The 25,665-nt window shown below is 65.4% G+C and carries 30 protein-coding genes; 16 read left to right on the top strand and 14 right to left on the bottom strand.

Annotated elements, in window-relative coordinates; genetic code table 11:
• The first annotated feature begins 240 nt into the window (after positions 1-240).
• On the top strand, positions 241-984 hold the full coding sequence (locus C3B78_RS16840) for a GAF and ANTAR domain-containing protein (RefSeq protein WP_104999074.1): 744 nt from the start codon (positions 241-243) through the stop codon (positions 982-984).
• 160 nt (positions 985-1,144) lie between these two features.
• Here C3B78_RS16840 and C3B78_RS16845 read toward each other — a convergent pair whose 3' ends face one another.
• From C3B78_RS16845 to C3B78_RS16865, 5 genes are all read right to left on the bottom strand, one after another.
• Complete coding sequence (locus C3B78_RS16845; RefSeq protein ID WP_104999075.1) at positions 1,145-1,981, bottom strand: alpha/beta fold hydrolase; 837 nt, start codon at positions 1,979-1,981, stop codon at positions 1,145-1,147.
• A gap of 145 nt (positions 1,982-2,126) precedes the next feature.
• Positions 2,127-2,324, bottom strand: coding sequence for a hypothetical protein (locus C3B78_RS16850; protein ID WP_104999076.1), 198 nt, complete (start codon positions 2,322-2,324; stop codon positions 2,127-2,129).
• 151 nt (positions 2,325-2,475) lie between these two features.
• The gene (locus C3B78_RS16855) at positions 2,476-3,672 is read right to left on the bottom strand and encodes a fatty acid desaturase family protein (RefSeq protein ID WP_104999077.1); all 1,197 of its coding nucleotides are present in this window, start codon (positions 3,670-3,672) and stop codon (positions 2,476-2,478) included.
• 13 nt (positions 3,673-3,685) lie between these two features.
• A complete protein-coding gene (locus C3B78_RS16860) occupies positions 3,686-4,783 on the bottom strand; it encodes a ferredoxin reductase (protein WP_104999078.1) in 1,098 nt (365 codons plus the stop codon).
• A 234-nt stretch (positions 4,784-5,017) separates the two neighbouring features.
• Positions 5,018-6,052: an LLM class flavin-dependent oxidoreductase gene (locus C3B78_RS16865; RefSeq protein ID WP_104999079.1), complete on the bottom strand. Its 1,035-nt coding sequence runs from the start codon at positions 6,050-6,052 to the stop codon at positions 5,018-5,020.
• A 74-nt stretch (positions 6,053-6,126) separates the two neighbouring features.
• On the opposite strand from C3B78_RS16865, the gene C3B78_RS16870 reads away from it, so the two are divergent.
• Entirely contained in the window at positions 6,127-6,531 is a 405-nt protein-coding gene (locus tag C3B78_RS16870; RefSeq protein WP_104999080.1) for a YidH family protein, read from the top strand.
• A 4-nt stretch (positions 6,532-6,535) separates the two neighbouring features.
• Positions 6,536-6,871 carry a DUF202 domain-containing protein gene (locus tag C3B78_RS16875; RefSeq protein ID WP_104999081.1) on the top strand — a complete coding sequence of 112 codons (336 nt, stop codon included), beginning with the start codon at positions 6,536-6,538 and terminating at the stop codon, positions 6,869-6,871.
• 16 nt (positions 6,872-6,887) lie between these two features.
• Here C3B78_RS16875 and C3B78_RS16880 read toward each other — a convergent pair whose 3' ends face one another.
• Positions 6,888-7,286, bottom strand: coding sequence for a hypothetical protein (locus tag C3B78_RS16880; protein ID WP_104999082.1), 399 nt, complete (start codon positions 7,284-7,286; stop codon positions 6,888-6,890).
• Between the two features lie 57 nt (positions 7,287-7,343).
• Here C3B78_RS16880 and C3B78_RS16885 point away from each other — a divergent pair, with 57 nt between their 5' ends.
• The 3 genes from C3B78_RS16885 (at position 7,344) to C3B78_RS16895 (ending at position 10,128) form a co-directional block, all read left to right on the top strand.
• A complete protein-coding gene (locus tag C3B78_RS16885) occupies positions 7,344-7,580 on the top strand; it encodes a DUF2630 family protein (protein ID WP_104999083.1) in 237 nt (78 codons plus the stop codon).
• 55 nt (positions 7,581-7,635) lie between these two features.
• Positions 7,636-8,430: a carbon-nitrogen hydrolase family protein gene (locus tag C3B78_RS16890; RefSeq protein ID WP_104999084.1), complete on the top strand. Its 795-nt coding sequence runs from the start codon at positions 7,636-7,638 to the stop codon at positions 8,428-8,430.
• A gap of 345 nt (positions 8,431-8,775) precedes the next feature.
• Entirely contained in the window at positions 8,776-10,128 is a 1,353-nt protein-coding gene (locus C3B78_RS16895) for an ammonium transporter (protein ID WP_234005445.1), read from the top strand.
• Here C3B78_RS16895 and C3B78_RS16900 read toward each other — a convergent pair whose 3' ends face one another.
• Positions 10,129-10,743: a PadR family transcriptional regulator gene (locus C3B78_RS16900; protein ID WP_104999859.1), complete on the bottom strand. Its 615-nt coding sequence runs from the start codon at positions 10,741-10,743 to the stop codon at positions 10,129-10,131.
• Between the two features lie 179 nt (positions 10,744-10,922).
• Here C3B78_RS16900 and C3B78_RS16905 point away from each other — a divergent pair, with 179 nt between their 5' ends.
• The gene (locus C3B78_RS16905; protein ID WP_104999085.1) at positions 10,923-13,100 is read left to right on the top strand and encodes a transglycosylase domain-containing protein; all 2,178 of its coding nucleotides are present in this window, start codon (positions 10,923-10,925) and stop codon (positions 13,098-13,100) included.
• 30 nt (positions 13,101-13,130) lie between these two features.
• On the opposite strand, the gene C3B78_RS16910 is transcribed toward C3B78_RS16905, so the two are convergent.
• From C3B78_RS16910 to C3B78_RS16920, 3 genes are all read right to left on the bottom strand, one after another.
• The gene (locus tag C3B78_RS16910) at positions 13,131-13,724 is read right to left on the bottom strand and encodes a J-domain-containing protein (RefSeq protein WP_104999860.1); all 594 of its coding nucleotides are present in this window, start codon (positions 13,722-13,724) and stop codon (positions 13,131-13,133) included.
• Positions 13,725-13,890: 166 nt separating this feature from the next.
• Positions 13,891-14,388 (bottom strand): SRPBCC family protein, encoded by a 498-nt coding sequence (locus C3B78_RS16915; protein ID WP_104999086.1) that lies wholly within the window; start codon positions 14,386-14,388, stop codon positions 13,891-13,893.
• Positions 14,389-14,400: 12 nt separating this feature from the next.
• Positions 14,401-14,733: an ArsR/SmtB family transcription factor gene (locus C3B78_RS16920; protein WP_104999087.1), complete on the bottom strand. Its 333-nt coding sequence runs from the start codon at positions 14,731-14,733 to the stop codon at positions 14,401-14,403.
• 101 nt (positions 14,734-14,834) lie between these two features.
• Between C3B78_RS16920 and C3B78_RS16925 the strand changes: the two genes are divergently transcribed.
• The gene (locus C3B78_RS16925) at positions 14,835-15,563 is read left to right on the top strand and encodes a hypothetical protein (RefSeq protein ID WP_104999088.1); all 729 of its coding nucleotides are present in this window, start codon (positions 14,835-14,837) and stop codon (positions 15,561-15,563) included.
• 27 nt (positions 15,564-15,590) lie between these two features.
• Here C3B78_RS16925 and C3B78_RS16930 read toward each other — a convergent pair whose 3' ends face one another.
• Positions 15,591-16,325 (bottom strand): ANTAR domain-containing protein, encoded by a 735-nt coding sequence (locus C3B78_RS16930; protein WP_104999089.1) that lies wholly within the window; start codon positions 16,323-16,325, stop codon positions 15,591-15,593.
• A gap of 165 nt (positions 16,326-16,490) precedes the next feature.
• On the opposite strand from C3B78_RS16930, the gene C3B78_RS16935 reads away from it, so the two are divergent.
• The 7 genes from C3B78_RS16935 (at position 16,491) to C3B78_RS16965 (ending at position 21,955) form a co-directional block, all read left to right on the top strand.
• Entirely contained in the window at positions 16,491-17,210 is a 720-nt protein-coding gene (locus C3B78_RS16935) for a GAF and ANTAR domain-containing protein (protein ID WP_104999090.1), read from the top strand.
• Positions 17,211-17,218: 8 nt separating this feature from the next.
• Positions 17,219-17,566, top strand: a complete 348-nt coding sequence (locus tag C3B78_RS16940) for a hypothetical protein (RefSeq protein ID WP_234005446.1) — start codon at positions 17,219-17,221, stop codon at positions 17,564-17,566.
• A gap of 172 nt (positions 17,567-17,738) precedes the next feature.
• On the top strand, positions 17,739-18,464 hold the full coding sequence (locus C3B78_RS16945; RefSeq protein WP_104999091.1) for a GAF and ANTAR domain-containing protein: 726 nt from the start codon (positions 17,739-17,741) through the stop codon (positions 18,462-18,464).
• A gap of 125 nt (positions 18,465-18,589) precedes the next feature.
• Positions 18,590-19,357: a GAF and ANTAR domain-containing protein gene (locus C3B78_RS16950; protein ID WP_104999092.1), complete on the top strand. Its 768-nt coding sequence runs from the start codon at positions 18,590-18,592 to the stop codon at positions 19,355-19,357.
• 319 nt (positions 19,358-19,676) lie between these two features.
• Complete coding sequence (locus tag C3B78_RS16955; protein WP_104999093.1) at positions 19,677-19,874, top strand: hypothetical protein; 198 nt, start codon at positions 19,677-19,679, stop codon at positions 19,872-19,874.
• 170 nt (positions 19,875-20,044) lie between these two features.
• Positions 20,045-20,890, top strand: a complete 846-nt coding sequence (locus tag C3B78_RS16960) for a CPBP family glutamic-type intramembrane protease (RefSeq protein WP_442778248.1) — start codon at positions 20,045-20,047, stop codon at positions 20,888-20,890.
• A gap of 27 nt (positions 20,891-20,917) precedes the next feature.
• Positions 20,918-21,955 (top strand): nitronate monooxygenase, encoded by a 1,038-nt coding sequence (locus tag C3B78_RS16965; RefSeq protein ID WP_104999094.1) that lies wholly within the window; start codon positions 20,918-20,920, stop codon positions 21,953-21,955.
• Positions 21,956-21,967: 12 nt separating this feature from the next.
• Here C3B78_RS16965 and C3B78_RS16970 read toward each other — a convergent pair whose 3' ends face one another.
• The 3 genes from C3B78_RS16970 to C3B78_RS16980 form a co-directional block, all read right to left on the bottom strand.
• Positions 21,968-22,147: a hypothetical protein gene (locus C3B78_RS16970; protein WP_104999095.1), complete on the bottom strand. Its 180-nt coding sequence runs from the start codon at positions 22,145-22,147 to the stop codon at positions 21,968-21,970.
• Positions 22,148-22,256: 109 nt separating this feature from the next.
• Entirely contained in the window at positions 22,257-23,297 is a 1,041-nt protein-coding gene (locus C3B78_RS16975; RefSeq protein WP_104999096.1) for an NAD(P)-dependent alcohol dehydrogenase, read from the bottom strand.
• A 120-nt stretch (positions 23,298-23,417) separates the two neighbouring features.
• On the bottom strand, positions 23,418-24,632 hold the full coding sequence (locus tag C3B78_RS16980) for a multidrug effflux MFS transporter (RefSeq protein WP_104999097.1): 1,215 nt from the start codon (positions 24,630-24,632) through the stop codon (positions 23,418-23,420).
• 141 nt (positions 24,633-24,773) lie between these two features.
• Between C3B78_RS16980 and C3B78_RS16985 the strand changes: the two genes are divergently transcribed.
• A complete protein-coding gene (locus C3B78_RS16985) occupies positions 24,774-25,658 on the top strand; it encodes a helix-turn-helix transcriptional regulator (protein ID WP_104999862.1) in 885 nt (294 codons plus the stop codon).
• Positions 25,659-25,665: the final 7 nt, after the last annotated feature.

Here is a 25,665-nt window from a genome sequence, read left to right on the forward strand (position 1 = left end):
CCGGGGCACCGGCGCCTGCTTCATTCTGCCGGTATCTTCCCGGCGGGCGCCAGAGAACCCCGCCTTCCCGTGTGTCAAAGTGACGCCTCCCCCCGCCGGAGGATGTATATACTTCTGGATATCGGTTTAGCAGCAGGCCGTTGGAGAGTTCTTCGATCCAGCGACCTTCATAACCGGCCGGCATTGCGGCGGGATGCTCGAAGGCGCCGGGTTGTCCTGAGCGAATGGCACCAAAAAACCGTGGCCAGCGAGTCAACAGCAAAACCCGATACATCCATCACCGAGCACCTGCATGAACTGGTCCTCAGCAGCCCTGACGTTGAGGACTTCCTTAATGAACTGGCACAGGTGTCCGCACGCAACCTTTCCGAGCCCGGCGACGAAATCATGTGCGCCATCACCCTGCTGCGGCAGCGCAAGGCAGCCACGGTAGCCAGCAGCAGCCCGGAGGCGAAGGCCATCGCGCAGCTTGAGTACGAGTTCAGCGAGACGCCCAGCCTGGCAGCTTCCACCACGCAGGAGTCCATCAGCGTTCCGGATGCGCAGCATGACGGCCGCTGGCCTGAATATTCCTCTGCCGTCCTGGCCCAGGGCGTCCGTTCCGTCCTTGCCCTGCCCTTCCAGCTGGAGGGCGAAACGAAGGCGGCGCTGCTGCTGTACTCGCCCCGGCCGCACCGCTTTGAGTCACGCATCCTTGAATTTGCCGAAGACTTCGTGGGCCAGACGTCCCTTGCCCTGCGGCTTGCGGTCCGCTTTGCCCACTACAGCGAAACCGCGGCGAACCTCCGCGCCACCCTGGAATCCCGTACGGTCATCGACATGGCCGTGGGCATCATCATGGCGCAGAACCGGTGCAGCCAGCAGGACGCCTTCGAGATCCTGAAGACGGCGTCCAGCACCCGTAATTCAAAGCTGCATGACGTGGCCGCCGTTGTGGTCAATTCGCTGGGGCAGGGGCCTGCACGGACCCACTACGACGGATAGCTCACAGGCCCCTCACATATCCGGCAAATCCCCCTGCCAGCCTGGCTGCCTGCCTGGATATGAGGCATGGCGTCCCGCAGAGACAACAACATAAACCCGGCCGGACGCTCTCTCACTTAACGCGGCCTTCGGCCCGACGCTCTCTCACTTCCGAGGGGCGCTATTTGGCGAGGAAACGCAGCAGCGCTTCGTTGACCTCGGCGGCGTGCGTCCACAGGAGGCCGTGCGGGGCGCCCTCGATCTCCACGTACTCGGCACTGGGCAGCGCCTTGGCGAACAGCCGTCCCGTTGAATCGATGGGCAGGATGTTGTCCGCCGTGCCGTGGAGGATGAGTGCTGGGACGTCGATCTTGGGGATGTCCGCGCGGAAGTCGGTGAGCCAGGTGGGTTGGGCTGCCACGGAAGCAGTGGCCCCGGCCCCGGCGGCAAGGTTCCAGCTGGCATTGACGGCCTCCTGGCTGAGTCGGTCAGTACCGAGGAAAGCGTCACTGTTGTAGAAGTTTTTGAAGAAGTCGGTGAAGAAGGCGTACCGGTCAGCCGTGACGGATTCTTTCAGCCCGTCGAAGACTTCCTGCGGAACGCCGTCGGGGTTGTCACCGGTCTTGAGCAGGAAGGGCTGAAGGGAGCCAAGGAAGGCTGCCCGTGCCACCCGGGCGGAGCCGTAGGTGCCCAGGTAGCGGGCCACCTCTCCGGTGCCCATGGAGAAACCCACCAGGACCGCGTCGTTCAGGTCCAGGGTTGTCAGCACGGTGTCGAGGTCCGCTGCGAACGTGTCGTAGTCGTAGCCCCCGGTGGCCTTGCTCGATTTGCCAAAGCCGCGGCGGTCGTAGGTGATGACGCGATAGCCGGCGTCCAGCAGGGCGGCGGTCTGTTTCTCCCAGGAGGAGCCGTCCAGGGGGTAGCCGTGGATCAGCACAACGGGCTGGCCGGACCCGTGGTCTTCGTAGTAGAGCTCGACGTCAGTGCTGTTTTCGGTTCCTACGGTGATGAAAGCCATCGCGGCGGGTCCTTTCGAGACTGTGGGATCGATGCGGAGCGGGCCGCAGTGCAATGCCCGCGCAGTACCTACTCTAGGACGGTCCGCCGTCCAGTACAGCCCAGGCGGGAGGCCCGGCTGGTGCCAGGTCCCCGGTGCGGTCCCGCTACTGGGAAGGTTGCGGAAGCTCGCAGTTGATCTGGGGATTGGCTCCCATGTAGTTCAACGGGCCGGCGGCAATGGTGATGGCAATGGTGCCCGCCTCTGCGCAGTTTCCGGGCGCTCCCCCGAAGTAGCCGCGCTGCCAGGCAGCCACGCCGCCGATGATCAGCCAAATGACAATCAGTGCTCCGACAATCCGCATGAGTCCTCCATTGGCCACGGCGGCGGGTGTGGATCAATTATGCGCCGTTGACCTCGGAAAATGCGAGAGCACAGGGAACACAAATGCACCCCCGGTTCCAGGATGATCCGGAACCGGGGGTGCATCGCAGTGCAATTGCAGACGTGGCGGGTCAGGCCTTCGCGGCCTTGCCGGGCAGGGCCAGCCTGAAGATCTTGCCCCAGGTGGAGCCAACCTGCTTCAGCAGCGGTCCGGTGGTGTAGTTCAAGCCGTAGCGCTGGCAGATTTCACGGACCTTGGGCGCCACCTCGGCGTACCTGTTGGAGGGCAGGTCCGGGAAGAGGTGGTGTTCGATCTGGTGCGAGAGGTTACCGGTCATGATGTGCATGAATTTGGACCCGGAGATGTTGGCTGAGCCGATCATCTGGCGGATGTACCAGTCGCCGCGGGTTTCGCCTTCGGCCATTTCCTCCGTGAAGGTGTCAGTGCCTTCGGGAAAGTGGCCGCAGAAGATGACCGCGTGGGCCCAGACGTTGCGGACGGCATTGGCTGTCAGGGTTCCGTAGAGCGCCTGCTTGCCGGAGCCGGTCAGCATGGCCACCGCGGGGGTTGCGGCGTAGTCCTTCGTGAACTGGGTGACAACCTTCTTGCCAAGGGCCTTGAGGTCCTTGAGCAGCGCTTCCTTGGACTTCTTGCCTTCCTGGTACTCGGTCAGCTCGAGGTCGTAGATGGCGATGCCCCACTCGAAAAGGGGAGCAAGGATCGCGTTGTAGAGCGGGTTGCCCAGGTTGAAGGGCTTCCACGGCTGGTTCTCGTCCATCCGCAGGAGGTTGTATCCGACGTCGTTGTCCTTGCCCACCACGTTGGTCCAGCGGTGGTGAAGGTCGTTGTGGGTGTGCTGCCAGGAGCGCGACGGCGTGACGAAGTCCCATTCCCAGGTGGTGGAGTGGATGTCAGGGTCCCGCATCCAGTCCCACTGGCCGTGCAGGACGTTGTGCCCGATCTCCATGTTTTCCAGGATCTTGGCCAGGCTCAGCAGCGTGGTGCCGGTGACCCACGCTGCCTTGTTCTTGCTGACCAGCAGCGCGGCGCGGCCGGAAATCTCCAGGCCGCGCTGGACCTTGATGACGCGGCGGATGTAGGCGGCGTCGGATGCCCCGCGCTTGGCCAGGATCTCGTCGCGGATGGCGTCCAGTTCGCGCCCGAGTTCCGCCACCTGTTCATCACTCAGGTGGGCGGCGGCCGGGGGCCGCACCGTGGGGCTGCCGGATTCGGCCAGCTTCCCGGGGCGCGTCCTGCTTCCCGCGGCAGGTTTCTCCTGGTGGGAGGCATCTCCGGCGGTGGTTTTGCTGGGTGTAACTACAGACATACCGTGGTGCTCCTCAGATTTCGAGGTTGACGGGTCCGGCGGCTGCCGAGACACACGTTTGGATCAATTGGCCGGGCTCGCCATGGATTTCCCCGGTGCGGAGGTCCCGGACCTGTCCGGCCAGGAGGGGTGTGAGGCAGCTGTGGCAAATACCCATGCGGCAACCGCTGGGCATCAGCACGCCGGCGTCCTCACCGACGTCCAGGATGGGAGTGTCGCCGTCGGCTTCCACTTCCCTGTCGGACGCTTCAAAGGTGACCAGGCCGCCGTCGTGCCCTACGCCGGCGTTGAACGTGGTGTTGAACCGTTCAATCATGAGGTTCCCGGGGTCACCTGCCACAGCAACGTCCGAGCCCGGAGCCGCGGTAGTCAGCGCGGCCCGCTTCCAGAGGGCTTCGGCGTCGTCCAGGAAGCTGTCCGGACCGCAGGCATACGCCGAGCGTTCCTTCCAGTCCGGGCAGATCTCGTCCAGCTGGTCGGTGTTGGTAAGGTCCATCCGGCCCTGTTCGCCGGTGTACCAGTGGGCCAGGCGGAAGTTGGGGAACTGGTCCGCGAGCTCGGCAAGTTCCTCGCGGAACAGGCTGTCACCGGGCGTGCGGGCCGAGTGGACCAGCACGACGTCGGCATCCGGACGCCGGGGAACAAGGGTACGGATCATGGACATCACCGGAGTGATGCCGCTCCCCGCGGTGACCATCAGCAGGGGCCGGGGGTGCTCGGGGAGCACGAAGTCGCCCTGCGGCGGTGCGAGGAACAGGACATCGCCCGGCTTCGTGGTGCGCACCAGGGTGCCGGACACCGCCCCGACGTCGGTGACGGTGATGGCAGGGTCCTTGCCAGCAGGGGCGCTAAGGGAGTAGGACCGCCAGTGGCGGACGCCGTCAAGTTCGACGCCGATGCGCGCCCATTGGCCTGCCAGGTGGGAGTGCCAGCCGCGGCCCGGCCGGAAGAAGATCGTGGCGGACTGCGCCGTCTCCTGGACCACACGGGTGACCACGCCGCGAAGCTGCCGCGCAGAATAGACGGGGTTGAACAGCGCGAGGATGTCCTCCGGCGCCAAGGGCGTGGTGAGGACGGAGGCCGCCTGGGCCAGCTGACGTAGCCGGATCATGGGATAAAGCCTAAAACGGCGCGGGCCATATTTCTCTCTCTTCGTTATATGACCGTTCCGCAGTCACGCTGTAATGAGGGCGCTAAGCCCCCCAAAGCCGCACTATAAGAGTAACGGCTGCGGTGTGCAGAAGGTTCCCCAGTCTTCAGTAAGTATGCTTATTTTACCGCTTTACGCGTGGGCCGGCTGATATTAACCGGGAAGGCGGCAAGGTTACGGCATGCACTTAGCGCGTCAGGGGCGAGCCGCCTTCCAGCCAAGTGCCGGTGCGACATAGCGGGCGATGTTGCCCAAAAGCTTGGCATTGAAGTCCACACCCAGCTGGTTGGGGACGGTAAGCAGGAGGGTGTCCGCGGCCTGCACGGCAGTGTCGGCCGCCAACTGCTCCGCCAGGACATCCGGGGCGCCTGCATAGCTTTTCCCGAACCTGGCAGTCAGTCCGTCAATGGTTCCCACCTGGTCCCGGCTGTCGCGCAGGGCGCTGCCGGCGAAGTACATGTTGTCCTCTGCGTCCACGATGGGGAGGACACTGCGGCTCACCGAAACCCGCGGCTGGTGGGCATGGCCGGCTGCGGTCCAGGCCTCCCTGAACAGCCGGATCTGCTCGGCCTGCAGTTCGTGGAAGGGAACACCGGTATCTTCAGTGAGCAGGGTGGAACTCATCAGGTTCATGCCCAGCTCCGCGGCCCAGACCGCAGTTTTCCTGGTGCCGGCTCCCCACCAGATCCGCTCCGCGAGCCCGGGTGACTGGGGCTGGACGGGCAGGAGTCCCCTGGTTCCGCCTGCATACCGCGGGTCCGCCTCCGCCACCCCCGCGCCGGTGATTGCCTTCCGGAAGAGGGCAGTGTGCCGGCGGGCCATGTCGGCGTCAGTCTCCCCCTCCTCGGGAACGTGCCCGAAAGCTGCCGCACCCTGGCGGGCGGGCTCGGGGGAACCGCGGCTGATGCCGAGCTGCAGCCTGCCGCCGCTGATCAGGTCTGTGGCCGCGGCCTCCTCTGCCATGTACAGCGGGGTCTCGTACCGCATGTCAATGACGCCGGTCCCGATCTCGATCCTGTTGGTGCGAGCGGCGATCGCGGAAAGCAGCGGGAACGGCGAGGCCAGCTGCCGGGCGAAGTGGTGCACGCGGAAGAACGCCCCGTCCAGTCCGAGCCCCTCGGCGGCCACCGAAAGGTCAATGGCCTGAAGGAGGGCGTCGCCGGCGGTCCTGGTGCGGGAGCCCTGCCCGGGACCCCAGTGGCCGAAGGAAAGAAATCCGATGCGCTCCATACCTGCCCCAACTGCACCGGCGCCCCGGGCATTCCCGCCGTCCAGTCAGGCCGGCCCATGGCTAAACTGGCACCGTGACCAACAGCGAGCAGCCCGCCAGCGCTTCCGTCCCGCCGTCGCGCGGGAAAATCGCCGAGCGTTTGCTGCCGGGCGGAGAAGAACCGGACCCGCGGTTCACCCTCGCCAACGAACGCACCTTCCTTGCATGGATCCGCACGTCGCTCGCGCTGCTGGCCGGTGGGATCGCCATCGAGGCATTCACCGCCGGGCTCTTCCTGGAACCGGTCCGCAAGGGCCTGGCGGTGCTGCTGCTCCTGCTGGGAATGCTGCTGAGCGCGGGATCGGCCGTGCGGTGGCTCCGCGTGGAGCGCAGCATGCGGAACAAGGCGCCGCTGCCGCTGCCGCTCATTGTTCCGCTGCTGGCCGGGGCAGGCGCCCTGGCGGCCGCCGTCGTCCTCGTCTTCATCCTCTGGCGCTGACCTGGTGGCGGCGTCACGCACCGCCGGCGGCCACGGCGACCCCGGCCTGCAGCCGGAGCGAACCTCGCTCGCCTGGGGCCGGACCATGCTGGCCCTGGTGACGGTCAGCGCCATCTTCCTGCGCTGGCTCCCGCAGCACGGCCTTCCCATCCTGCTGCTGTTCGCCGTCTCCGCAGCCGCAGCGCTGGCCATCTACCTGACCCAACGGCGCCGGTACAGTGCCAGGTCCCGCGGACTTTCCCGGGAAAGGCTCGACGCCGACATCACCGCGGTGCTTTGGACGGCTTTCGCAGGGGTCGCCTTGGGCGGCCTGGGCATCGGCGTGGTCCTTGCCGGCTGAAGCCGTCGGCGGACACCTAGAACATCGGCAGGACAAAGCCGGCGAGCAGGGCCACAGCGCCGATGGCGGTGAGGCAGCGGCCCAGCACGGACGCAGTCCTCCCTGCTTCTTCCGGCGCCGTAGTCTGCCACTGGGTGGGGCGCTTGGGGTGATAGTAGATGGGGAGGGTATCGCCCACCGCCAGCTCCCTGATGTCATGGGGCGACATGGGCGCGTGGTGCACCTGGAATTTGCGGTCGAACCACCGGAAGCCCACCCCTGTGCTGTCGGAATACACCACGGCCTCGGCTACTGCCCAGGGATGAACGAAGCGGCGGAGGAACCCGGTATAGAAGAGCAATCCGAGCCCTGCGGGCAGGCACAACCAGGTGAGCATCTCGAGGATCGGACCTGCCATATCAAGCACAGTGGGCATGATTCCGATGGTACAGGCGTACGCTGGGGGAAAACCGTTCCGGCCTAAGGGGTAGACATGAACGATGAAGATCTCCTCACGCGCATCCGGTCCCTTGTGGAAGAGGAGCACTCCCTCCGCGAGGCCTCCGGAGACGGCCAGATGCCGGACAAGGCGCGGCTGAAGCAGGTGGAAGAAAGCCTGGACCAATGCTGGGACCTGTTGCGCCAGCGCAGGGCCAAAGCCGGTTCCGGCGAGGACCCCGATGACGCCGAAGTCCGTCCGGTCAACGAAGTCGAGGGCTACAAGCAGTAGCTGCACGGCATCGTTGCACCCGTGCCGCTCCCCGCCGTGAAGAGATTGGAGTTCCATGCGCCTTGCAGTCGCGCAGATCATCAGCAGCGCAGACCCCGCAGCCAACCTGGAGCTGATCCGGGACTACGCTGCACAGGCCAAGGCCGCCGGCGCCGAGCTGGTGGTGTTCCCCGAGGCCGCCATGCGCGCCTTTGGCCATTCCCTCCGCGATGTCGCTGAACCGCTGGACGGCCCGTGGGCCGGGGAAGTCCGGGCCATTTCCAGGGAACTGGGCATAGCGATCGTGGCCGGGATGTTCACCCCCGGCAAGGACGGCCGGGTCCGCAACACCCTCCTGGTCACCGGCCCCGGGCTGGACACTTCCTACGACAAGGTGCACCTTTTCGACGCCTTCGGTTTCGCCGAATCCAGGACAGTGGACGCGGGCCAGGCTCCGGTGACCTTTGAACTTAATGGCACGGTGTTCGGACTTGCCACCTGCTACGACGTGCGCTTTCCCGCCCTTTTCACCGCCAACGCCTGCCGGGGAGCACAGGTCAACATCGTGTGCGCGTCGTGGGGCGCCGGAGAGGGCAAGGCCGAGCAGTGGGACCTCCTGGTGCGGGCACGCGCTTTGGACAGCACCACCTTCGTGGTTGCCTGCGGCCAGGGCGATCCCGAAACCATCGGCGTCGGCCCTGCAGGCACAGCCCCCACGGGCATCGGCCACAGTGCCGTAATCACTCCCTTTGGCACCGCCGTGGCAACCTTGGGCGGAAAGCCGGAACTCGCCGTCGTCGATATCGACCCTTCCCTGGTGGACGACGTGCGCGCCAAACTTCCGGTTTTGGCCAACGCCCGTCAGTTCTAGGCCGGGCATTTCAACGCGCCGGTGCGGTGAGCTCCCGTTCACCGCGCCGTAATCTCCCCATGTCCAGCGTGCGACGGCGCTTCTCACCTTCTGTATCCCGCCCGCCCCTGTACTGCGGGGTCTACGGAGCTAAGACCGGCAACCCCGCGCCCTTGCGGATGGCAGCTGTTTACATAGCCGAAACATAACGGACACGGGGACTTCACACACCGGCCGTTTCTGTAACGCGGACGCAACTTTGAGGCGCATTTCCCGAAACACAAAACCCGAAAGATGGACAGCGGGGGAAATGCGAGGGCCTGGAAGAGCGCCCCGCTTCGAGGCGCAACGCGAAGGGACCCGCAGGTGGAGATTTCTGCCCAACATGTCTGGCTGATGATTTCAGCCGCGATGGTACTGCTGATGACGCCCGGGCTTGGCCTTTTCTATGGCGGCATGACGCGGGCCAAGGCCGCGCTGAACATGATCATGATGAGCTTCATCTCCGCCGGGATCGTAGGGGTTGTCTGGGTCCTGTGGGGCTACTCCATGACAACGGGCGACGGCGTGCTGGGCCTCTTCGGCAACCCGTTTGCCAACTTCGGCCTGCAGAACCTGATGGGCTCCCCCGACCTGATCAAGGCCGGATACAGCGCCACCTTCGCCATCATCACCGTTGCCCTGATCAGTGGAGCCATCGCGGACCGCGCCAGGTTCGGGGCCTGGGCCCTGTTCGTACCCGTCTGGATCACGGTTGTGTACTGCCCGCTCGCCTACATGGTGTGGGGCGGCGGGCTGATGAGCGCCGGCGGCGCAGTCACCGCCGTGTTCGGCCAGGTCATCGACTTCGCGGGCGGCGCCGTGGTGGAGATCAGCTCCGGAACGGCCGCCCTGGTCCTGGCCCTGATCGTGGGACAGCGCCACGGGTTCGCGAAAGACCCCAACCACCGGCCGCACAATGTCCCCTTCATCATGCTGGGCGCTGCCATCCTGTGGTTTGGCTGGTTCGGCTTCAACGGCGGGGCCGCAACATCTGCGGAACAGGCCGGCCTGATCTGGGTGAACACGCTGGTGACTCCGGCCGCCGCCATGCTCAGCTGGCTGGTGACGGAGAAGATCCGCCACGGCCACCCCACCTCCCTCGGCGCGGCGTCCGGCGTGGTGGCCGGGCTTGTGGCTATCACCCCGTCCTGCGCCAACATCAGCCCGCTGGCTGCAGTGGGCCTCGGCCTGGTGGCGGGAGCTGCCTGCGCGGTCTTCGTGGACCTCAAATACCGGTTCGGCCTGGATGACTCCCTGGACGTGGTGGGCGTCCACCTCGGCGCCGGGCTCATCGGCACCCTTGCGCTGGGCTTCATCGCCCTCCCGGCAGACGGCCTGGGCGGCGGGCTCTTCTACGGCGGCGGTGTCCAGCAGCTCATCGCGCAGACCGCGGCCGTAGTGATCACCCTGCTGCTTTCCGGCGTCGGAACCCTTGTCATTGGCCGTGCCATCAACAAGGCCATCGGCTTCCGGGTCAGCCACGAGGCGGAGGCTGCCGGTGTAGACCTGGCCGAACATGCCGAGAGTGCCTATGCGTTCGGGGAAATCGGAGCGGGCTTCAACCCGCTGCCGCATGCCGCATCCCCCTCCCCTGCCGGAGTGTCCGCCCCTGACAGGTCCGCCAACGCGGTGTCCGGGGCGACTGCACAGCCCAGCAAGGAAGACTCTTTCGCCTGATCAGTCGGCCAGGATCTTATACAGCGCCCGGCGGGCCTCATCCATCTTTTCGATGGCGGCGGCGCGCTGTTCCTCGGTGACCCCGCTGCGGAACTGGTGAATGGCGCCCATCAGTTTCCCGATGCTCTGGTGGAAGTCGCGGTCCGGGCTGTCCTGCCCAGCGTTCCAGGCGTTTTCCATCTCCTCTGCATGCTCCGCAACGTAGGCCCGGCCCGCGTCCGTAAGGGTGAACTCCGTCCCGCGGCCCTCACTGAGCGCTGAGATCAGGTCCTCGTCAACGAGTTGTTGAAGGGTTGGATAAATGGACCCGGGGCTGGGCCGCCACGTTCCTCCTGTTTTTTCGGCGATCGCCTTGATCAATCCGTAACCATTGGAGGGCGCTTCCGCCAGGAGCGAGAGGATGGCGGCACGGACGTCACCCCTGCTGGCCCTTCGTGGACCACGCCCCAGCCCCGGGCCGAAGCCAGGCCCAAAGCCCGGTCCGAACCCGGGTCCAAAGCCAGGGCCAAACCCGCCGCCCCGGTGCCCATGCGGACCCCTCAGGCCCCGGGCGCGCTCAAACCGACCCCTGCCGAATCCAGGCCCTGGAAATTTTCCTTCAGGAATGCCTTTCATGGTGGCATCTCCCTTCACTTTTGTAGTATTCGCTTCGCTTTTCAGCGATAGTTAACGATATGTCGCTAGTTATCGGCCAGTCAATGGTTTCGGCGTGACCAAATCCTGATCTTCCAGGTGTGGATCGCACCCTCCCACCGGCGTAGTCTTTTGGCACCCCTAGGCTTGAGGGCTGAAGAATGGCGAAGAAGAGGAAGCGCAGCCGCGGTTTCAGCCTTGCCTTGGGACGGTTCCTCGGATTCCTGGCAGCGAGTGCCCTGTGCGGCGTCCTGGCCGCCAGCCTGGTCGTTCCGGCCGTGGCGGCCGCCGGCTTCGGTGTCAGCAACTCCATTGGCTTCTTCGACAGCCTGCCGGAGGAACTGACCGTCCAGCCGCCGTCGCAATCCACCAAGGTCCTCACGTCCGACGGCCAGCCGATCGCCACCTTCTACGCGGAGAACCGCGTCAGGATCCCCCTGGACCAGATGTCGCCCTATATCAGGGATGCCATCGTGGCAATTGAGGACAGCAGGTTCTACGAGCACGCCGGCATTGATCCCCAGGGGATCGTGCGGGCCCTGATATCGAACCTGACCAAGGGTAGCCAGCAGGGCGCCTCCACCATCACGCAGCAATATGTGACCAACGTGATAAATGAGGCCCGCCTTTCGCAGGACAGGCCGGATGAAGTGATCCTGAGCGGGCAAAAAGACGTCGGCGACAAGCTGCGCGAGATGAAACTGGCCATTGCGCTGGAGAAGAAGTTCACCAAGGAGCAGATCCTCGAGGGATACCTGAACATCGTGTTCTTCAACAGCGACGCCTACGGCATCGAGGCAGCCTCACGCTACTTCTTCAGCACCACCGCCAAGGACCTCAACCTTCCGCAGGCAGCCCTGCTGGCCGGACTCGTCAACAGCCCGACGTTCTACAACCCGGCGCTCAACCCTGACAAGTCGGTCGTGCGCCGGAACCAGGTGCTCTCGGAAATGCTCCTCCAACACAAAATCACCCAGGCCCAACATGACGAAGCCGTAGCCACACCCATTGAACTCAGGATCAGTCCGGAGCGGCAAGGTTGCGCCAACGCCTCGATGGCGCCCTACTTCTGCGACTACGTCTCGCATCTCATCCTGAACAACCCTGCCTACGGGGCGAGCCTGATAGAGCGGCAGAGGAAGCTGTACCGCGGGGGCCTCACCATCGTCACTACCCTGGACAGCAGGCTGCAGGCGGCCGCCCAGGCGCAGGTGGACGGTACGGCCGGGCCCAACCCGGACCGGTGGGGAGCGGCGCTGGTGACGGTGCAGCCCGGGACCGGCAAGATCCTGGCCATGGCCCAGAACACCGTGTTCCTTCCCGAACCGGGGAAGTTCGACACCCAACTGAACTTCAACGTGGACGCCAAGGATCCGCAGGGGAACGACCTGAACGGAGCCGGCGGTTTCCAGCCCGGGTCCACCATGAAGCCGTTCACCTTTGCCGAGTGGCTCAACGAGGGCAAATCGCTGACAGCGGAAGTGGACGCGTCCCGGCGCGTGTATCCGCTGGGATTCCCATGGAAGTCCAGTTGCGGAAAGGTGCTGGGCGCCTACAGCACCGCCCAGAATAACCCGGAGCTGGGCGCCGCTGATGACTTGCAGAACGCCGAGGAGGGCTTCTACCGGAAGATGCCCATCAATTATGGGCTCTACAACTCGATCAACACGGCCACGTTTGCCACAGCCGCACAGCTTGATTTCTGCGGCATCCAGAAGATGGTGGACGCTGTGGGCCTCCACAGCGGGCTCGACGGGACCCCGATCAACATGCACCAGCTGGGCAACCTCTTGGGGGCGATCGGAGTTGCTCCCCTTCATCTGGCTAATGCCTTTGCCACTTTTGCCAACGACGGCCGCTACTGCACACCCATTGCGCTGGTAGACGTCAAGGATGCCACCGGCGGCACCCTGCCGGCCCAGCCGGTCGAGTGCCGGAACGCAGTGAAGCCGGATGTGGCCCGCGGGGTCAACAGTGTGCTGCAGGACGTGCTGATCAAGGGCTCAGGCGTCTGGATCAACCCCAAAACCCATAACAAATTCCCGGTGGCGGCCAAGACCGGCACCTCGAACACCAACGGTTCCACGTGGATCGTCGGCTACACCACCGGCCTCGCCACCGCATCGTTCTTCGGCGACGCACTCGAGGGACAGAAGCGGCCCGGGCAGAACGTCACCATCAACGGCACCTTCTACCCCCGCCTTGACGGTTACATGATCGCCGGACCGCAGTGGGCCAATTACATGCTTAAGGTAGTGCCGCTCTATCCCGCCGGGCCGTTCCCGCCTCCTCCACCATCGATGATCGGCCCGAGTCCCTCACCCAGCGCCCGCCCATAGGCGGAAACCACCCGTCGTGGAAGCAACCCGCTAGCCGGTCCCCTTCCACAGCCGCTGCCACCACGAGTGCCGCGGTTCCGGTTCCGGCGGCGCCTCTGCGGGACGGGCGGCACGGCGTTCGCGCCACCGCACCACCTCTTCGTCCACCAGACGGGTCTTGGTGACCACCGGCGGACCACCCTGAAGCTGGCGCCTGGCATCGATGACCCGCCGATTGAAGTCCTGCAGGATGTCCCGCACCTGCTGCTCCGCGTACTGGGCATCGAGCCTGGCATCAAGCTCCGCGTCCTCGGTACGGAGCAGGATCGCGGCGGGGCCAAGCCCGCTGAGGTTCTCCCGCTGGATGAGCCCTTTGACCCACCAGTCCGGGTCGTACCGCTCCCCCAGCCCCGGAATCGGTTTGCCAGCGTATTTGAGGTTGTCGAATTTGCCCTGCGCCATGGCATCGCGGACCAGGTATTCTGCCCGGGCTGCGTCACTTACCTTCTTGCGCTTCTCGCGTTCCTGCGCATCGAGGGCGTCGAGCGCGGCTTCCTCCTCGGCGCTGATGCCGGCTCCGCGGTAGGACCGGACCTCAGCGGCGCGCTCCAGGCGCCTCCGGATATCCTTCGCACCGCCGCCCACCGCCGCCACCGCCTCACTTAGGAATGATGCTTCCTTCCAGTATTCAGAAGCTCGCGGCCCCGTTCAACGCCTGCCCGGCGCAGCCAGCCCGCGGACAAAGGAAAGCGTACGACGGCGGGACGTCCCGTCGTCGTACGCTTTCCCTGGTGCCGTGAGGCTTAGCGGGTCAGGCGTTGGCGTGCTCGGCCAGGATCGCGTCGATCTGGCCTAAAGCCTCCTTCATGCCCTCTTCCATGCCCATCTTGACCATCTCTTCCATCTGCTCTTCGGAATCGAAGGTGGACATGATGGTCATGCGGGTGCGGCCGCCGATGTCCTCCAGGCCAACAGCGGCGTGGGCACTGCCCATGGCGTCCAAGGGCGCTCCGGTTTCGTCAGCGAAGCCGTCATCGAATTCGAGCTTGCGCGGCGGCTCGATGGTCCTGAATTTCCACCAGCCTCGGGGCTTCTCACCTTCGGGGGTGGTCATGTAATAGTCGGCCTTCCCGCCGGGCTGGAAGTCGAACCGGTCAAACGTGGCCGGATAGTTGGGCGGACCCCACCAGCGCTCCAGCTGGCGCGGGTCTTCCCAGACCTGCCAGACGCGCTCGACGCCGGCGTCGAACTCCGCTACGAGGGTGAGGCTGAGGGCCTCGAGATTCTTGGTGGAACTGATAACAGGCATTGCGCAACCTTCCTATCCTTCAGCCAGGATGTCTGCGATCCGGTCGACGCGCTGCCGCCAGATCGCCTCATACTCGTCGAGCAGCCGCCGGGCTTTTTGCAGGCCTTCATGGTTACCCCGCACAATCTGCTCCCTTCCGCGCTTTTCCTTGGTCACCAGGGATGCGCGCTCCAACACCGCAACGTGCTTCTGGACTGCGGCGAAGCTCATGGCGTACAGGCCAGCGAGGCCGGATACCGAATACTCCCCCACCGTCACCCGGCGCACAATATCGCGCCGGGTGCTGTCGGCGAGCGCCTGGAACAGGCGGTCAAGTTCGGTTTCGCTGAGCTGATATACAACCATTTGGTTGTACGATAGTCCCGCGCGGCCCCGGTGTCAATGGGCGCCGATAGCCTTTCCACCCTTCCGCCGCAAAGGCCCCGCTTCCCGGTAGCTTGAAGCCCATGAGCATCTTTCTGGCGGGCGCCGGTCCGGACCCTGCAGCCTTCCCTGAACTGTTCGACCGCTTCGTCCGCGACGTCCAGGAACACAGCGGCGGGGAACGTCCCGTCCGGATTGCCGTGGCGGTGCACCACCGCGGCGGGAACCCTGAGGAAGCCCTGCGGGAGTACGCGGAACCGCTCCTGGCCCGCGCACCGATTGCGCTGGTGCCGGTCCTGCTCACTTCGGATTGTCCGGCGGATCCGGCCGTGTTCCACGGCGTCCACGGCGTGGTGGTGGGCGGCGGGCTGACGCCGGCGTACTGGGACGGGCTCAGCACCTCTGCGGCCGCCATCTCACGGGTGATTGGTGCCGGTACGCCGTACCTCGGCTTTTCCGCAGGGGCCATGGTGGCGCCCCGGAGGGCACTGATAGGGGGTCACGTCATTCGCGGCATAGAAGTCTGTGGCGGGGAATGCTCAGAGGGCCTGGCGGACGTCGAGATCCGGGGCGGACTGGGCCTGGCCCCGTTCGCCGTGGATGTGCATGCGGCCCAGGCGGGCACGCTCAGCCGGGCTGTGGGTGCCGTGGCCGGGGGCCTGGTGGACAGGGCTGTAGCCATCGATGAGAACACAGCCCTGGTCCTGGCTGCACCGGGGGATGACGGCTTTGAGGTGCTCGGCAGCGGCAACTGCTGGGACATCCGCAGGTCCGGGACGGGCTGCAGCGTATCCGTCCTGCGTGCGGCCTGAGGATCCGGACGGCAGGGCAGCCCTTCCTTATGCGTCGAAGTGCGTCTGGACGCTGTCACCGGTCAGTTGTTCGATCAGTTCCGCTGCGACGTCCCGCAACTTCCTGTTGCGGTTGCTGGAAACCTTGGTGAGGATGTCCATCGCTTCTGCCTGGGAGCACCTGTTCTGGGCCATGATGACTCCGCATGCCAGATTGATGGCGGTCCTGCTTTGCATGGCCGCCTCCAGGTTGTCCGCGCGGCTTTGCGCAGTATCGAGGCGGACCGACAGATGGAGCGTGTTGTGCGCGGCTGCAGCGAAGCCCAGGGCCTTTTCGTAAACATTGGCGGTGAACATGCCCGGCTTCGACGCAAAGAAATTCAAGGCAACGCTGGCCTCGTTGCTGATCTCCAGCGGCACCCCCAGGGAACTGCGGACGTTTGCTTCTGCCAACTGTCGGGTCAACTCCGGCCACCGGGGATCCGTGGCAACATCGTCCACGATCACCGGGGACATCTCCCGCAGCGCTTTGATGCACGGACCGTCCCCCACGGACTGTTCAACCTGGTCCAGTTCGACTGCGCGCTGGCTGCTGCCGGCGACAGTAGTGGGCTTTCGCCGCAGTTTCAGGGTGACTGCACATTCAATGTGGTCGCCCGCAACGTCGGAAACAGATGCTGCAGCAAGCCCGGCGAGTCCGGTCAGGAACTCAACAACGTTGTCTGCGCCCACCAGAATGCTCTGAAGCTCTTCGATCTGTTCTCTATCCGGTGAACTCGACATGGGCCCATCTTACTGTCCCGCCTGCTGATGGGCTGCGGGTACGCCGCCCCCATCGCGGGAACCCCGCGCTGTGCGGACCACAGCCGACGTTTGGGCGGGCCCGGCCGCGGGAAATTCCCGATGCGGGAAGGGAAGACCTCCGGGGCTTGGCCCTATGCTGAGACTATGGCGCAGCAACTTCCCCTTGACGAGCTCAGCACTCTCGTTGCTCGGATTCAGGGGCTGCTGCTGACGGAGGAAAAGGCCACCACGGCTGTCCGGCTCCTGGCGCAGGCCGCCAAGGAGTCGGTTGCCGGCACCATTGGGGCCGGCGTCTCGCTCATGGACGCCCGCGGGCGCCGCACCAGCAGCGGGTACACCGACCGGATTGTGAGCAAGGCCGATGCCATCCAATACGAGTGCGGCGAAGGACCCTGCCTGACCGCGTGGGCGGCAGAGGAACCCATGCTGGTCAGTGACCTGGCGCGTGAGCAGCGGTGGCCTGAGTGGCGGAAGGCCGTCAGGGGCCTGCCCATAACGTCAGTGGTCAGCGCACCCCTGATTGCCGGCCGCGAATCCCTTGGCGCACTTAAGTTGTACGCCGCCGCTCCCGGCGTCTATGACGAATCCAGCGCGGCCCTGCTCCAGCTCTTCGCGGCCCCGGCGGCCACCTTGCTCGCCCACATCCAGGCCAGCGAAGCCCCGCACCGAATGACCGAGGGCCTGCAGGCATCCCTCTACACCCGGGACCTGGTGAACCGTGCCTGCGGAGCGCTGATGGAGCGGTTGGGCCTAACCCATGAAGCCGCCCTGCAGCAGCTGATGAAATTTGCCCGCAACGAGAACACAGCATTGCAGCACGTCAGCGAACGCGTCCTCGCCGGGACGCTGCCTCCCGGGGCCTAGGACCTGCAATGGGCTTTGATCCCAACGAACCGGAACAGCGGCGCCGGCTCCGGGCAGCCATGAAGGCAGCGGATATCCCGGCGTCAGAACTGTGGCTGAAATACTTCAGCCTGTCGGGAGACGCAGGGGAATATGAGGTGGAAGCCTATCTTCAAGGGCTCCTCTCCCTGCCCCCGGTCCAGCGCGACCTGCTGGCGCTGGCGGCAAACGAGCTGATTGACGATCTCCCGCGGCCGCGCGCACCCTATTCTGACGACTTCGACAGCGGCGCCGCTTCCGGCGTTCCCGATTCCGCAGGCGAGGGACAACCCGGCAGCGAAGACAGCACCAGCCGGCAGCCGGACCGGGACGAGTAGCTCCACTGGGCCGCCGCATATCAATAGCCCCTGCAGGGGCGTAATGTCGGTAGTAGGAGATTTTCGGGACAGAAACCATCCGGAGGTTGAATACTCGGGCCAGCCAGCGTAGAGAGCAGCGGCCGCCAGCCAGAGGCCAGGCTTCTGGTGCACCCAGGGAGATCGAGGCCTGATGGCCAAGGAAAGCACACTCACTACGTCGGACCAGATGCAGGACCTGCTGCTCGAAAGTCCAGGTTTCCCTGAATTCCTCCTGGGACTGGCCACCCTTTCCGCATCCATGGCGGGTGCCGACGGCCCGGTCACATGCACCATCACCGTTGAGCGCGACGGCGGATTGTCAACGGTCGCCAGCAGCAGCGAAGAGGGCCGGCGGCTGGATGAAACCCAGTATTCGTTCGGCGAGGGCCCCTGCCTCTCCGCGGCCCGGCACCAGCGCCTGGTGTGGGTTCCGGACCTCTTGGGCGACGAGCGCTGGAGTGGCTACGCAGAGGCGGCACTCCAGGAGGGCGTCCGCTCCGTCCTCGCTGTCCCCATCCCCACAGGAAGGTCATCCCGGGCGAGCTTGAACTGCTATGCAGGGACGGCCAGTGCATTCGATGAGGAAACAGTGGTCCTCCTGGAGCAGCATGCAGCGTCCATGTCCAGGGTCCTCCGGATAGCAATGCGCCTGCACGGGGTGGAGGTCCACCCCGAGCACCTCAGGGCGGCGCTCAAATCGAGGGCAATCGTCGATGCTGCCGTGTCCCTGATAATGCTTCAGCACAGGGGCGGGCGGGACGGTGCCCTGGAACTCCTCCGCATGGCTGCGAAGTCCAGCAACCGCAAGATTCACGAAATCGCCCACGACATCGTGCAGGGAGCAGATCTCCCAACGAGGCACGGCGACGGAGGGTAAGGGATGAACCCCCTTGGGGCCGGGGGACCCGAAAAACCGGACCGGGCAGCCGAAGAGCGCAGAGGGGCCGCGCAAGTGGGCTTGATTGCCACGGCGATGACGGAACTGACAGATGGTGATGCTTCATGACAACCCACGCGAACGGGGCGGGCGGTACTCCCGTCACGCCGAATTCTGCGGAAATAGACATAACGCTGCAGGAACTGGTCCTGGACAGCCAGGACATCGCCGGCTTTCTCACCGACCTTGCCGTGGTTGCCGCTGACCGGCTGTCCATGCCAGGCAGCAAGGTCCACGCCGGAGTCACTGTAATCCGCCACAAAAGACCCAAAGCGGTGGCCAGCAGTGACGCCGAAGCGCGTGCCTTGGACGAACTGCAGAACGGTTTCGGTGACGGCCCCTGCCTTACGGCCCTGCGCACAAAAAGTCCGCTGCTGGTCCAAGACCTGGCGGGCGAGCACCGCTGGGCCCCGTACGTGAAAGTGGCCCGGGCAGAGGGAGTCGGCTCCATCCTGGCCGTACCGCTGGATTTGGCCGGTGATGCCGACGCCGTCCTGAATCTCTACTCAGGCCGCAGCGACGGCTTTTCAGCTGAAGACATCTCCACGGTGGAGTCCTTTGCCCGCCAGGCAGCGGGATCGCTGAGGCTGGTCCTTCGCATCACACAACTCAGCGAGACTAAAGCCGACCTCTCCACCGCCCTGGAGTCGCGCACCATCATCGACATGGCCGTGGGAGCCATCATGGCCGAGAACAGGTGCAGCCGGGAGACCGCTTTCAAAATCCTCACCAAGGCCTCCAGCACACGCAACATCAAGCTCCGGGAGGTGGCCGCGGCGGTAATCGCCTCCATCGCCGGCGAGAAGGAAATCGAGACCTACTTCGACGAGTGACGGCCCTCCCTCCGGCGCGGGCAGCAGTTTGCACGGGCGGACGTGATGGGATTCACTCGCAACAATGTTGAGGGCGACGCTGCCCGCTGGGCACTATGGAAGATGTCGGCCGGGACTGCACACAAAGAAGTCCGCAGCCCGCTGACGGCCGGTGTGCTTGGTCACATCGGTCCGGATTCGGTTGCCAACCCTTTGGACAACCGCCACTATTGAAATACGGGAATGCGCTTTCCCACCTGCAGTCCGTCCTCATCGACGAGGACACGGCCCGGGCAATGAAGATTCCAGGCCGCCAACCGCAAGAAATGGAAGTTGAATAATGACGTTCGATGCCAATGACTCCGTGACCCTCAAAATCTGGGACCGGTCTACGCTCCACCACACTCTTGATTCCGCGGCCAGCGACCTTTCCGCGCGGCACAACACCACCACCTGCCGCGTCGCCGTCACCTGCAGCGGCCCCAACACCTTCACCCTGAGCCTGCGCGGCGAGGGCAAGGCGCTGGCCTCCGCCTAACCAACCACGCCAACAACGCAAGCGGACGACGCCGGGCCCTCCCGTCGTCGTCCGCTTGCGTTAACCGCCCGCCCGGGAGGGGTTGACGCTGGCCTTTCCCTGCTCTGGTGAGCGGCAAGTAAACTGTGTGGCATCCAGGCCGAAGCGCCGCCCGAGCATCAAAGGTAACCATGAGGCAGCAACCACAAACGCAAGCCGACGCCGCCCTGGCGGGCACTGCGCAGCCGGCCGCGGCGTCACTTTCATTGCTCCCGGCGGCCCTTGTGTCGGCGTCGGGCTTCCTGCTCTTCGCGTGGCAGGACCGCCTTTCGGGTTTCCTGCTTTTGGCCGCCGCGCTGGCGGTGGCCGGCTTCATCAGCCGCCGCCTGCTGGTTGACCTTGCCCTGATCGGAGTTGGACTGACGGCCATGAGCCTGGTCCCCATCACCACGGATATCAGCACCGAGCACATGGTGGTGATGGGAACGGCCATGGTCCTGGCCGTCGGCATTCCCTACACTGTCTCGCGGTTCGTCACCAAGGACCACGCCATCCGGTTCCCGATCAGGACCGGAACGCCGTGGACGCGCGCCGAAAAATGGTACCTGCCTGCTGTCCTGGTGATCGGCTATGCCCTGATGCCCGTGTACATGATCCGCACCGGCGTCTACAACAACTGGCCGGCAGTGAGCGACCCTGACGGCATCGTCCGTCTCTTCCTGGGGACGAACGTGCTGGGCATCTGGGACGAGCTCTTCTTCATCTGCACCGCGTTCACCCTGCTGCGCCGGCACCTCCCGGACTGGCAGGCAAACCTGCTGCAGGCCGTTCTGTTCACGTCCTTCCTGTGGGAGCTGGGCTTCCACTCCTGGGCGCCCTTCTTCATCTTCCCGTTTGCCCTGCTGCAGGCCCGGCTGTTCACTGTCACCAAGTCGCTGTCCTACATTGTGAGCGTCCACCTGCTATTCGACTTTGTCCTGTTCCTGGTGCTGATCCACGCGCACAACCGCGAGTGGATCAGCATTTTCCTGTACTGACCCCCAGCCAGAAAGCGGCCTGACATCTTGGATTCTCCCGCCACCAACAAGCCCCTATTCAATATCTCCTCCCTGCCGGCGCCCGTGGTCCAGGCGCCGATGGCCGGCGGTCCGTCAACGCCGGAACTGGCGGCTGCGGTAAGCACGGCAGGAGGACTGGGCTTCCTTGCAGCGGGCTACAAGACCGCCTCAGCCGTGAAGGCGGAGATCGAGGCCACCCGTCGGCTGACCGATAGCCCCTTCGGCGTCAACGTGTTCGTCCCGCAGCCCTCGATGATCAGCCCCCAGGCACTGGACCAGTACGCCCGTTCCCTGGCGCCGGAGGCGGAACGCCTGGGCGCCGCCCTGGGCGATCCGCGCCACGACGACGACGAATGGGACGCCAAGTTGGACGTCCTGCTGAAGGAGGCGCCCGCCGTCGCCTCCTTCACTTTCGATCTTCCGGACCCAGCCGTGGTGGCCGCCCTGCGTCAGCGGGGCGTCTACGTCATCAGCACAGTAACCTCGCGGCCTGAAGCACTCCGGGCAGTGGACGCAGGCGTTGACGCGCTCTGCGTCCAGGGACCCGAGGCCGGCGGACACCGCGGCACCTTCGACCCCGCGCGGCGGCCGGAAAATGAGTCCCTGCACGGACTGCTTGAGGAGTTGGCGGATCTCCGGGTCCCACTGATAGCAGCCGGCGGAATCACCACCGCTGCCGACACACAGGCCGCCCTCGCCCGCGGAGCTGTGGCGGTCCAGGCCGGAACAGCCTTCCTGCGTGCGGACGAGGCGGGAACGAAGGCACCGCACCGGATGGCCCTGGCCTCCGGCCGCTTCACCGCCACCTCGGTCACCCGGTCCTTCTCGGGACGGAACGCACGCGGGCTGCACAACGAATTCATGCGCCGGCATGACGGTGACGCCCCATACGGATACCCGGAGATCCACCACCTCACCGCTCCCCTGCGCGCGGCAGCATCGGCTGCCGGGGATCCGGAATACATGAGCCTGTGGGCCGGAACGGGTTTTAAGCACACGGTCGATGGCCCGGCGGCGAAAATCCTCGCAGCCCTGCGGCCCTGACCGGAGCGGGGCCTATTCCTCGCCCGTGTCCTGCGCTTCCAGGTACCTGTCCATGGCTTCGCACGCCTTCTTCCAGCGCGCGTTCAGGGCGTGCCTGCTCAACGGTTCGGACATGCCGTTGAGCACTTTATCGATGGCATCGGATGCGGCGTCCCGGGCCCGGTCCTGCGCCGCCGGGGTGTAGTAGTTCATGCCGGTTATTCGTTGCGTCCCTGGCACGGGATTGCCGGAGAAGGCGCCCGCACGCACGACGGCGGCCGGCCCCTTTCCGGGACCGGCCGCCGTCGAACGCGTTGCGTTGTTAGAGGGTGGCGGTGTCGATCACGAAGCGGTAGCGGACGTCCGAGGCGAGGACGCGCTCGTAGGCCTCATTGATCTTCTCCGCGGGGATGACCTCGATCTCCGCGCCGAGGCCGTGCTCGGCGCAGAAGTCCAGCATCTCCTGCGTTTCGCGGATGCCGCCGATCATGGAACCGGCGAAGGAGCGGCGGCCCGTGATGAGCGCGAATGCGTTGACCGGGAGCGGTTCGGCGGGGGCGCCGACGTTCACCAGCGCACCGTCGAGGGTCAGCAGCTGCAGGTAGGAGCTGATGTCGATTGAGGCGCTGACGGTGTTGATGATCAGGTCGAAGCTGCCGGCCAGGTCGGCGAAGGTGTTTTCATCGCTGGTGGCGTAGTAGTGGTCGGCGCCCAGTTTCAGGCCGTCCTCCTGCTTCTTGAGCGACTGGGACAGCACGGTCACCTCGGCGCCCATCGCGTGGGCAAGCTTGACGGCCATATGGCCGAGCCCGCCGAGCCCGACGACGGCGACCTTCTTGCCGGGTCCCGCACCCCAGTGGCGCAGCGGCGAGTAGGTGGTGATGCCGGCACAGAGGAGCGGCGCGGCGGCGTCGAGTTCGATGCCCTCGGGAATCCGGACCACGAAGTCTTCGGTCACCACAACGTGGGTGGAGTAGCCGCCCTGGGTAATGGTGCCGTCGCGGTCCACGGCCCCATAGGTGCCGACGTTGCCCTTGAGGCAGTACTGCTCCTCGCCCTTCAGGCAGTTGGCGCACTCCTTGCAGGAGTTGACCATGCAGCCAACGCCGACGCGGTCGCCCACGGCGTGCCGGGTGACGGCGGGCCCTACCTGGGTGACGACGCCCGCGATCTCATGGCCGGGAACCAGCGGGTACTGCTGCGGGCCCCAGTCGCCGCGGACCGTGTGGATGTCCGAATGGCAGATGCCAGCGAACTTGATCTCGATCAGGACGTCGTTGGGGCCGACTTCGCGGCGTTCGATGGTGGTGGGTATGAGGTCCTCAGTCGAGGACGGGGATGCGTAAGCCTTGACGGTGGTCATGGGTCTCCTGAGGTCTGTTTTGGGGGATTATTGAAATGGTACAGGCGGGCAATGCCATCACACCGGCTTCCGAGGTCCGTAGCGGTGGCCCTGTTGTAACTGGTTCTGGCAGTCCTACCCTTAGGGGTTGTGCGGGCGGGCCAGGACAAGGAGTCCCACCAGGGACAGCAGTGCGCCGCCAATCATCAGCAGCGCCATGGGAATGGCCGTGTCCTCGCCGCCCAGGCCCGCGATCGGCGCCACGATTCCGGCGGTGGTCCACTGCACGAGTCCCAGGACCGCCGAGCTGGTCCCCGGGTGCTCGGGTACCTCCGCCGAGGCGAGGGCGCCGCCGTTGGTGTTGATCAGGCCCTGGGCCACCATGAGGACAAAGAAGCAGCCCATGGCCACCAGCAGCGTAGTGTCCCACCACAGCGCCCCGGCGAGCATGGCCACCCCCGCGGCAAGGGCGAGGAGCTGGCCCGCAAAGATGACTTTCCTCGTTGATACGTGGCCTGCCAGGCGGGCAGACAGCAGGGCCGCGATGGTCATGCCGCCGGCGTTCGCGGCGAACACGATCGAATACATGACCGGAGACAGGCTGTTCATGCCCTGCAGGATGAACGCGGACGTCGCCACATACGCGAACAAGGCAATGAAGGCCGACGACGCCACCACCACGTAGCCAACAAAACGGCGGTTTGAGAGCACGGACTTGGCCGCGCGGCCGAATTCAGCCAGCCCGCCTGGGTGGCGCTTCTCCGGCGGGAGCGATTCCGGAACGACGAACAGGGCACAGAGCGTCATGAGGATGCCAAGGGCGGCGAGCGTCCAGAACGTCATCCGCCACCCGGTCAGTTGCAGGATGACCGCCCCGAGCAGCGGGCTGATGATGGGCGCAACACCGCCGATCCCCATCACGATGTTGAGTACCCGGACCAGCTGTGGACCGTGGGCCAGGTCAACAATGACGGCTCGGCCGATGACCATGGCCCAGCCGCCGCCAAAGCCCTGCACGAAGCGGGCCAGCATCAGGATTCCGACGTCCGGTGACAGGGCACACGCAACCGATGCCGCCGTCATCAGCAGGGTGCCGGCCACCAGCGGCAGCCGCCGGCCGCGCTGGTCGCTGAACGGCCCGCCCACCAGCTGTCCCAGCCCCATCCCGGCGAAGAACGTGGTCAGGGTCAGCTGCACGGCGGACGCTGTGGTGCTGAACTCCGCCGAAACGCGGGGAAAGGCCGGAACATACATGTCCGTTGCCAGCGGCGCCACGGCCGTCAGGAAGATGACCGTGGCCACCAGGGTTGCGGGAACGGTGCTCGCTGACGGCGCCCGCACAGTGGTAGGCAGCATGGGTTGATGCTCCATCCGCTTGATGGCTGAAAAGGGTTGTTCCCATCAAACCGGCCGCCGGAAGGCGGAGCGATGGTCCTGCTGAAACGGGTTTCGGCAGACCCTCCTTACGGCTTTCCGATTCGTCGTAACGTGTCCTTTATGGATAACCGAGCCGAGGTACGACAGTTCCTGTCCACCCGACGTGGGCGCATCACGCCCGAGCAGGCAGGAATTGAACCCTACGGCGGGCGCCGTCGAGTCCCCGGGCTCCGCAGGGAGGAAGTGGCCAGGCTTGCCGGCGTCAGCGTTGACTACTACACGCGCCTGGAACGCGGAAACCTCACGGGTGTCTCGGACAGTGTTCTTGACGCCATCGCCCGCGCACTGGAGCTGGACCGCGCCGAGCACGACCACCTCTACGACCTCGCCCGGACAGCCAACACGTCGGGACGCAAGCGGGCGGCGCCCCCGGTGCCGTCAGGGGTCCGGCCGGAGCTGCAGTTCCTGCTGGACACCATCACCGGCGCGCCGGCATTCATCGGAAATAACCGGATGGACATCGTGGCCGCCAACACCCTGGGCTACGCGCTGTACTCCGACATGTACCGCAGCACGGCCAGGCCCGCGAACCACTCGCGGTTCATCTTCCTGGATCCCCGGGCCCACAGCTTCTATATCGACTGGGAACGGGCAGCGAACACCAATGTTGCCATCCTGCGGCGCGAGGCGGGCCGGAATCCGCACGACAAGGGGATTGCCGAACTCATTGGGGAGCTCTCCATGCGCAGCGACGAGTTCCGGACGCGCTGGGCTGCGCACAACGTCCGCCGCCACTACGCGGGAACAAAACTCTTCCAGCACCCCGTGGTGGGGCTCCTGGAACTGAACTTCCAGGTGCTGGGGCTGGAGGAGGACCCCGGGCATTCGCTGACCGTCTACCCGGCCACACCCGGCAGCCCCTCCGATGAGGCCCTCAAACTCCTCGCTTCCTGGGCCGCCACCGAGAACATCGTGGAACTGGCCCAGGCCGGCGCGCGGACCTAACGGGGCG

The sequence above is a fragment of the Arthrobacter sp. PGP41 genome (assembly GCF_002953935.1).
Taxonomy (GTDB): Bacteria; Actinomycetota; Actinomycetes; order Actinomycetales; family Micrococcaceae; genus Arthrobacter.